The 1975-nt window shown below is 63.1% G+C and carries 3 protein-coding genes; 2 read left to right on the plus strand and 1 reads right to left on the minus strand.

The features are described from left to right. A partial coding sequence (locus ACH4F2_RS35860) for a tyrosine-type recombinase/integrase (RefSeq protein WP_398136794.1) occupies positions 1-1011 on the minus strand: 1011 nt, incomplete at its 3' end. 156 nt (positions 1012-1167) lie between these two features. Here ACH4F2_RS35860 and ACH4F2_RS35865 point away from each other — a divergent pair. Beyond that, positions 1168-1695 carry a hypothetical protein gene (locus ACH4F2_RS35865; RefSeq protein WP_311052707.1) on the plus strand — a complete coding sequence of 176 codons (528 nt, stop codon included), beginning with the start codon at positions 1168-1170 and terminating at the stop codon, positions 1693-1695. Positions 1696-1714: 19 nt separating this feature from the next. Then, a partial coding sequence (locus ACH4F2_RS35870; protein ID WP_398136795.1) for a hypothetical protein occupies positions 1715-1975 on the plus strand: 261 nt, incomplete at its 3' end.

Here is a 1975-nt window from a genome sequence, read left to right on the forward strand (position 1 = left end):
CGTGGAGGCGTAGGCGTGCCCGACCTGGCTCTGCACGAATTGTTCGGCATATCCGAACTCGATCAGGTGCGTCACATACGAGTGTCGCAGGCTGTGCAGCGTCAGCTCCGGGGCCAGGCCGGCCACCTCCCGCAGCTGCGCGAACCGTGTGTCCAGATACCGGTCCCCGACTCGGGTACCGCGTTCGGTCGGCCACAACCCCGGGTTCGTGCCGGGACGGAACCGCTCCCGGACCTGCTCGACATAGACTCGCAGGCCCTCGATCGCCCACTCGAACTCCGGCAGCGACAACACCGAGCGACGTTTGGGGATACTGCCTTTGGACGATTTTCCGTGCCGAACATGCACCAGCGCGAAGCTGCCCCATTGCGGCGCTTTCGCGTTCGAGCGCAGATCCGCCAGGTCCAAGCCCAGTACCTCGCGACGCCGCAGACCCCACGCATAGGTCGTCTTGAGCAGCTGGGCATCCCGCAACGCCGCCAACGCGCCTTTGCGTCCCTGCCGCACCAACTCGTCCACACGGCTGTCCGCGGCCGCGAACAATGCTTCCAACTCGCCGTAGTCCAGCGGCCGACGCCCTGGGCGGCCCTCGAAGTCGGCGGTGTGCGCGACCGTGTTCCACTCGAAACACACCTGTGTCGGCACCGACCCGAACCGTGACCGGCACTCCGCGACCCAGTCGTAACGCTGATCGGTCACGAAATTCAAGAAGGCGCGGATCGTCAGGTGATAGCTCCGCACCGTCGACCGCGCCAAGGGGCGACGGCCACTGAACAGGCTCGTGGTGAAGTCCTCCACGTCGCCCGGTAGCCATTGCCACGGATACGTATCGGTGAACCGCGCAAACCGCTCCACCTGCCACCGCCGGACCAGGATGGTCTGGGATGCCAGCCCCCGGCTCGTCTGCTGTCGCGCGAAACCGTCAAGCATCGCCCCGAACACCGCAGCTGGCTCGTTCAGCAGTGCGACGCCCCGTGGCCGCAGGCTCAAAACCTCATCCTCGGTGTCCACTGCAATATAATTGCATTAGATGCATCAGTTTGTCGAGGTTCGTTCGTTCTTCGATTGCCGAAAATGGCCGTTCTGCGCCCGTCCAGAGCTGCAATCGGTCCCCAATCCGGTCTCGTCTGCGGGTCTCGCTGGCCTCGGAAACTACACTGGAACCTGTTGGAAACCGGCTATACTCGCCTGAGCAGGCCTTCCGTGCTGTGTTGCATCGGATCGAAAAATTCGCAGTTCGTCCTGCACCCATTCCGAGACGGCAACTCCCGCACACAACGAGTCTTCTTCGACGAACTCCTCAAATCCTCCGGCTGGACCATCGACTGGCAAAAAGTCCACGCCTCCGCAGTACAAGCAGCCCGCTACGTCGCCATGGAAGCAACCCACACACCACTTCGCGACGTCCTCGCGGTCGGCGTACACCGCAACAACACCGAACCACCCACCCTCGCCAGCACCCAAGGCAACGTCATCCACCTCGAGGTGGCCGAGCACCACAAAGCGATGATCGAGCATCTACGCAGCGGAAACCGCGAACCGTACAACCCCAACGAACTCAGCGACCTCATGCGCAGCCGACTACTCGACTACCCGTCACAGCCACCGACGGGTTCACGGGAATCAGGGACGACCGAGCCGGAAACCTCGCGGACCCAGACACCGAAACGCGCCCACGACCTCGGCCGCGACTGAAACTCCAAACAAAAGCGGATTGACCAGCACAAATGCGGCCCGTGAATTGCTCCTACTGAAACTTTTCGGCGGGATCACTCAACAGCCGAGCAAGAGCCCGAACCGTTTTCGGGTCAGTCATATCGCCGCCCCGCGCGCAACCGATCCTCGCACCGGACGCCGCCTCCGCAGCCCGCAACTCCCGATATGCCTCAACAAGCTCAGCACTCGGATTCGCCGCCAGCTCCGCTTGACGCTTCTGCTCAGCGTCGCGAGCAACGCGTATCCGCGCCGAAAACTG

It is taken from the genome of Streptomyces sp. NPDC017890, assembly GCF_044328675.1.
Taxonomy (GTDB): Bacteria; Actinomycetota; Actinomycetes; order Streptomycetales; family Streptomycetaceae; genus Streptomyces.